General features: G+C 73.6%; 2 protein-coding genes. One reads left to right on the forward strand and one right to left on the reverse strand.

Annotated features, from left to right (window positions below; genetic code table 11):
- Window positions 1-55 precede the first annotated feature (55 nt).
- Window positions 56-1,414, reverse strand: coding sequence for an MFS transporter (locus AC069R_RS25270; RefSeq protein WP_478769095.1), 1,359 nt, complete (start codon window positions 1,412-1,414; stop codon window positions 56-58).
- 666 nt (window positions 1,415-2,080) lie between these two features.
- On the opposite strand from AC069R_RS25270, the gene AC069R_RS25275 reads away from it, so the two are divergent.
- On the forward strand, window positions 2,081-6,802 hold a 4,722-nt coding region (locus tag AC069R_RS25275), incomplete at its 3' end, for an acyltransferase domain-containing protein (RefSeq protein WP_478769096.1).

The following is a 6,802-nucleotide window of genomic DNA, read 5'->3' on the forward strand; positions in this document are numbered from 1 at the left end:
CGTTTCTCACAGGGTGTTCCCGCGGCGTTTCTCACCGGGCGGCCGCGAGCCGCGCTCAGGTCCGCCGGCGGGCCAGCGCGATGCCCCCGGCGCCGAGCGCGCAGGCGATGCCCGCCACCAGGTAGGCCAGGTGGTAGCCGCCGAGCCGGCTGCCGGTGGTCGCCGCGAGGAGGACCAGGGCGGCGACGCCCGCGCTGGAGCCGATCTGCTGGGCGACGACATTGACCGCGCCGGCGACGGCGTGCTGGTCCGGGGGGACCTCGGTGAGGCCGGAGGTGGTCATGGCGGGGAAGTTGAGGCCCTGGCCGAAGCCGCTGATCACCAGGCCGGGCAGCACGTGCAGCAGGTAGTTCCCGTGCGCCGGGGTGGTGATCCACAGGGCCGTTCCCGCGCCGATCAGCAGGAGTCCTGTGACCATCAGGGCGCGCGGGCCGTACCGGGCCAGCAGACGGCCGGTCGCGAAGTTGGCGGTGAGGAAGACCGTCAGGGACATCGGGACCAGGGAGAGGCCGGATTCGACCGGGGAGTACCCGAGCATGCCCTGGAGATAGAGCGGCGCGAAGAACACGATCGCGACCGACGCCGTGTACTGGAGGAACGCCGCCGCCGTGGCGAGCCGTACCGAGGGGACGCGGAAGAGGGCGAGGGGCAACAGCGGGTCGGGCGTGCGGTGTTCGTGGACGGCGAAGATCACCAGGAAGACCGCGGCCGCGGCGATGAGCACCCAGGCCCACATCCCGCCCAGGCTCACGCCGACGACGAGCAGCGCGAGCCCGAGGGTGCCGGATATGGCGCCTGCCATGTCCAGCGGGACCCGGGTGCCCGCCCCGTCGGGCAGTCCGGACCGGGTGACCGCGAGCACGACCGCGCCGAGCAGCACCGAGAACCACAGCACCGAGCGCCAGCCGAGGAATTCGGTCAGTACGCCGCCCAGCAGCATCCCGCCGCTGAAGCTCGCCGCACCGACCGCCGCGTACACGCCCAGTGCCCGGCCCCGGCTCGGCCCCTCCGGGAACACCTCGGTCAGCAGGGCGAGCGCCGCCGGGCCCGACAGGGCCGCGCCGATGCCCTGGACCGCCCGTGCGCCGAGCAGCACCGCGCCGTCCGGCGCCAGCGCCCCGGCCAGCGCGGCCACGGTGAACAGCGCGACCCCGGCCTCGAAGACCCGGCGCCGGCCGAGCACATCGGCCAGCCGGCCGCCCACCAGCAGGAATCCGGCGAAGGTGACGGAGTAGGCCGTCATGACCCACTGGAGCGTGGTGTCGCGCAGGTCGAAGCGTGCCCCGACGGACGGCAGGGCCGCGTTCAGTACGGCCATGCCGCTGAGGTCCAGGGCGAGCGCCCCGGCCAGCACCCCGAGGGCGAGGCCCGGCCGGTACGACAAGGCCCGGCCCTGTGCCGATGTGTTGAGCATGGCGGTGCTGCTCCCTCTCCCGCGCGGGACACGAACTCCCTAAGACGATCACCACGCCTCACCCAGGTCAATCGCCCGCATTCCAAGTGGCTTGAAACACGGCGCAGTTCATGCGGTCCGTCACCGCGCAAGCCGGCGAACCGGCCACGCGGGAGTCAATTCTTGCCAGTGCGGGTTCCGGCCAGCAGGCACTCTTGCCCCACCCGTCACCGGATGGCAGGCTGACGTTCGCCGATCGGGTGAGCACCTCGTCAGGCGGTCCGTCCGGGTGAAGCGGGCCGTGACTCCCGTCGGCGGTGGCCGTGCGGGCGGGGGGTTTCGCCTGCATGTCGCCATAGTCAACGCAACTGACCGTGAGCTGATTCTGTCGGGATGACTCAACGAGGGCGGTTCAGTGCAGTCATTGGGTTCGCGTCGGTTCCGCCGGTGTGTACGGGGCCGCGCGATCCGTCGAGCGTGAGCCGCTAGCCGTCCGCCGACCACGGACGCACGATCGCTCGGACCTTCCTCCAACCCCTTTCCTTTCAACGCCCGTTGGCTGTTTTCGCGTGTGTGGTGACGCGTCGGGCGCGCGGCGCGGCTGAACGAACCTCTGTGTCCGTGATCCATCTCCCGCTTCCGGGCCGGCCGTCCGGCCCCTTCCATCCGCCTTGCCGAGGAGGCGACATGCCCCAAGAGCGCGGGGCGCGCGATGTGCGCGCCGTCACCGATTTCCTGCTTTCCCGCTTCGTGGAGCTGCTGGACGTTTCCAGGGCCGCGGTGGATCGCTGGGCGCCGATGCACCAGTACGGCCTGGATTCGGCCAAGGCGGCGACGCTCGCCGCCTCGTTGTCCGCGTTCCTCGGCCGGCCGGTTCCGGTCACCTGGATGTGGCAGTATCCGACCGTCGACGAGCTGAGCCGGGCACTGGTCGAGGGCCCGCCCGCCGCGCCGGAGGCCACCGCCCCCGGCCGGGATCGCCGTGGCCCCTCGTACGAGCCGGTCGCGATCGTGGGCATCGGCTGCCGGTTCCCCGGCGGCCCCGATCCCACCTCGTTCTGGCGGCTGCTGACCGAGGGGCGTGACGCGGTGGGGCCGGTGCCGGCCGCGCGGCGCGGACTGCTGGGCGACTCGGTGCGCTACGGCGGGTTCATCGACGGCATCGACCGGTTCGACCCGCTGTTCTTCGGCATCTCGCCCACGGAAGCCGTGCAGATGGACCCGCAGCAGCGGCTGATCCTGGAGCTGGCCTGGGAGGCGCTGGAGGACGCGGGTGTGCCGCCGCTCGGCCTGGTCGGCAGCGACACCGGCGTGTTCATGGCCTCCTGCTGGGGCGACTACGCGGCGCTGGCGCACTACCGGGGCCCCGGCAGCCAGATCACCCCGCACACCGCGACCGGCATGCACGACGGCATCATCGCCAACCGGGTCTCCTACGTCCTCGGGCTCCAGGGCCCGAGCATGGCCATCGACGCCGCCTGCGCCGGATCGCTGGTCTCGGTCCACCTCGGCTGCCAGTCCATCTGGATGGGCGAGAGCGAGCTGGTGCTGGCCGGTGGCGTGAATCTGAGCTTCGTCTCCGACTACTACACGGCCATGGACGCGATGGGCGCGCTCGCCCCGGACGGCCGCTGCAAGCCGTTCGACGCGCGCGCCGACGGCTACGTCCGCGGGGAGGGCGCCGGGGTCGTCGTCCTCGCCCCGCTCAGCGTGGCCCTCGAACGCGAACTGCCCGTCTACTGCGTGATCAGGGGGAGTTCGGCCAACAACGACGGGCTGAGCAACGGCATGACCGCGCCGAGTCCCCAGGCGCAGGAGCTGATGCTGCGCACCGCGTACCGGCGGGCCGGGATCGCGCCGGCCCTCGTGGACTACATCGAGTGCCACGGCTCCGCGACGCCGCTGGGCGACCCGATCGAGGCCAACGCCATCGGCGCGGTCCTGGGCGGCGACCGGCCGGTGCCGCTGCGGCTGGGCTCCGTCAAGTCGAACGTCGGGCATCTGGAGGCGGCGGCCGGCATCGTCGGGCTGGTCAAACTGGCGCTGTCGATCCGCAACGGGGTGCTCCCGGCGAGCCTGCACTACGCCGCCCCGAACCCGCAGATCCTCTTCGACGAGTACGGGCTCGCCGTGCAGGACCGGCTGACCGCATGGCCGCGCCGGTCCGACGCCCGGCGCGGGGGCGTCAGCTCGTTCGGGTTCGGCGGCGCGATCTGCCATGTCGCCGTCGAGGAGCTGCCGCGCCCCGAGGGCAGGCTCCTGCTGCTGGCCGGGGACTCCCCCGAGGCGCTGGCCGAACGGGCCCGTGCGCTGCGGGACGAGCACGATCTGCGGGCGGTCTGCGCTCGGATGCCCGGCGAGGGCGGGTTCCGGCTCGCCGCCGCCGCCCGCGACATGGGTGAACTCCGGTCGCAGCTCGACGCGTTCGCCGCCGGTACGACGGCCGCCGGGCTCAGTGCGGGGCAGGCGGACGGGCGCAGGCCGCGGGTGGCGTTCCTGTTCTCCGGAAATGGGTCCCAATGGGTGGGCATGGGGCGGCAGTTGCTCGCCGGGATGCCCGTGTTCCGGCGGTCCATGATGCGCTCCGACCGGCGGATGCGGGAGCTGCTGGGCTTCTCCGTGGTCGACCAACTCCTGGCGCCGGACGGGCGCTTGGACGACATGGACGTCTTCCAGCCGCTGCTGTTCTGCATGCAGGTGGCGCTGGCCGACGCCTGGCGCTCCCTGGGGGTGGAGCCGGACGTCGTCGTGGGCCAGAGCGTCGGCGAGTTCGCCGCCTCGCACATCGCCGGGGCGCTCGACTTCGAGGACGCCTCGCGCCTCGCCGCCTGCCACGGCCGGCTGCTCCAGCAGCTGGCCGTCGGCCGCGGCGAGGGCATCGTCGTCACGACCGACGCGGCGTCCGTCCAGCCGTACCTGACCGGGCGGCTCACCGTGTCCGGGCACAACGGGCCGGACGCCACGCTGGTCACCGGCACCCCGCAGGAGATCGACGCGCTCGTCCAGCGGCTGTCCGGGGAGGGCGTCACGACCCATCGGGTGCGGATGGGCCACGCGCCCCACTCGCCCCTGGTCGACCACGTCCTCGCCCCGCTGCGCGCCGAACTCGACGGACTGCGGCCGCGAACCAACCGTGTCCCGATGATCTCGACGGTCACCGGTGAACGCGTCGACGGCGCCGAACTCGGGCCCGACTACTGGGCGGACAACCTGCGCCGCGAGATCCAGGTGGTGCGCGCCCTGACGGCGCTGCGCGGGTACGACATCGACGCGGTGGTCGAACTCTCTCCGCATCCGCTCCTGCTCAAGGCCGCCTCGCAGCTCCTCGACGCGGCCACCCTGCCCTCGCTGCGGCGCGGCGCCGACGAGGCCCAGACGCTGCTGGGTTCGCTCGGCGCGCTGTACGCCGCCGGGCATCCCGTCACGCCGAGTCCGTTCCTCGCGGGTGACCGGGGACGGCACGCCGCACCGGTCCAGGGCGCTCCCGCCCGGACCTTGGCCCCGGTCGAGGGCGCCCCCGCCGGTGGCGGGGCCCTGTGTCTCGTACCGGTCTCGGCGCACTCGGCGGCCGCGCTCGCCGACACCTGCCGGGTGCTGTCCAACCATGTCGAACGCGACGCGGGCCTGAGGGTGGCCGACCTCGCCTACACGCTCGCGACCCGGCGCACCCACCTCAACCACCGGGTGGCGCTGCTCGCCGCCGGCCGTCAGGACGTGCTGGACGGGCTCGCGCACATTGCCGCCGGTCGCCCGCACCCCGGTGTCCGCACCGGCGCGGTGTCCGGCAACGCCGACCGGCGGGTGGCGCTGGTGTTCTCCGGCGGCGGGACCCAATGGGTGGGCATGGGCCGGGAGTTGCTGCGCACGCACGCCGGGTTCCGCACCTGGATGCGCGCCTGCGACACCGCCGTGCGCGCGGCCGGCGGCTGCTCGGTGCTCGAACAGCTCGACGCGCCGGAGGAGGCGGCCCGGTTCGCGGAGATGGACTTCCAGCAGCCGGTCCTGTTCGCCCTCCAGGTGTCGCTGGCGCGGGTCTGGCTGGGGCTCGGCATCCGGCCGGCCGCCGTCGTCGGGCACAGCCTGGGCGAGGTCGCGGCCGCGTGTGTCGCGGGAGCGCTGTCGCTGGACGACGCCGCGCGGGTCGTCGTGGCGCGGTCGCGTCTGCTCGAACACAAGGCGGCCCCCGGTGCCATGATCTCGGTCGACCTGCCGGAGCGGGAGCTGCTGCCGTGGCTCGCGTCGTACGCCGGGCACGCGGCCGTCGCCGTGGTCAACAGCCCGACCAGCGCGGCGGTTTCGGGTTCGGCGGAGGCGGTCCGCGCCCTGGAGGCGGACCTGGGGGCGGCCGGGATCTCGACCAGGAACATCCGGGTCGAACGCCCGGTGCACAGCCCCGGCATGGACCCGCTGACCGGGCCGCTGCGTGAACTCCTCGACGGCATCACCCCGTCGACCGGCAGCATCGACTTCCACTCCACGGCACTCGCCGGGGCCGTCAACCCGGTCCTGGACGCCGACTACTGGGCGCACAACCTGCGCGACCAGGTCCGGTTCGACGGGACGATCGGCGCGCTGGTCGAGGACGGTGTCGGCGTCTTCGTGGAGATCGGCCCGCACGAGACGCTGCGCGGCGCGGTCGAGGAGATCGCGCTGACCCGCGGCGCGCGGGTGCACGCGGTCAATTCCCTGCGGCGCGGCGAGAGCGACACGCGCTGTCTGCTGGAGGCGGTCGCGTCGCTGCACGTCCGGGGCGTCCCGCTGACCTTCGACGCGCTGTTCGCCGACGATGCCGAGGTCGTGGAGACCCCGCTGGTGCAGTGGCAGAAGGAGAGCTACTGGCTGGACACCGCGCCGCGCGTCGACGCCGCCGTACCCGCACCGGCCACATCAGCCGTACCGGATGCATCTGCCGTACCGGCTGCGGCGAGTGCGCCGGCTCACCCGGCTCCCGCCGCAGCGGCCGTGGCGGCCGGGCCGGTGGGTACGAGCGGGCCGGGCAGGTCGGCGGAGGAGTTGATCCTCGCCGAGATCGCCGAGGTGCTGGGCGTGCCGGAGGACCGGTTCGACGCGGGGTCGAGCCTGCGCGACTTCGGCCTCGACTCGATGCTGGCCATCCGGCTGGTCAACCGGGTGCAGTCGCTGTTCGGGCAGCGGGTGTCGCCGGTGGTGTTCCTGGACGGGCGGACCATCTCCGAGATCGTGGGCCATCTCGGTGAGGTGGTCGGCGGGGCGGGCGCGGGTGCGGAGGCGAGCGCGGGTGCGGGTGCGGAGGCGGGTGCGGGCGTGGAGGCGGGTGCGGGCGCGAAGGCGGACGCGGGTGCGGGCGCGAAGGCGGACGCGGGTGCGGGCGCGAAGGCGGACGCGGGTGCGGGCGCGAAGGCGGACGCGGGTGCGGGCGCGAAGGCGGAA

Source organism: Streptomyces sp. NPDC043952, assembly GCF_056435325.1.

Coding starts and splice junctions, on each gene's coding strand:
- AC069R_RS25270 (WP_478769095.1), bottom strand. CDS start 1,414: ATGCTCAACACATCGGCACAGGGCCGGGCCTTGTCGTACCGGCCGGGC.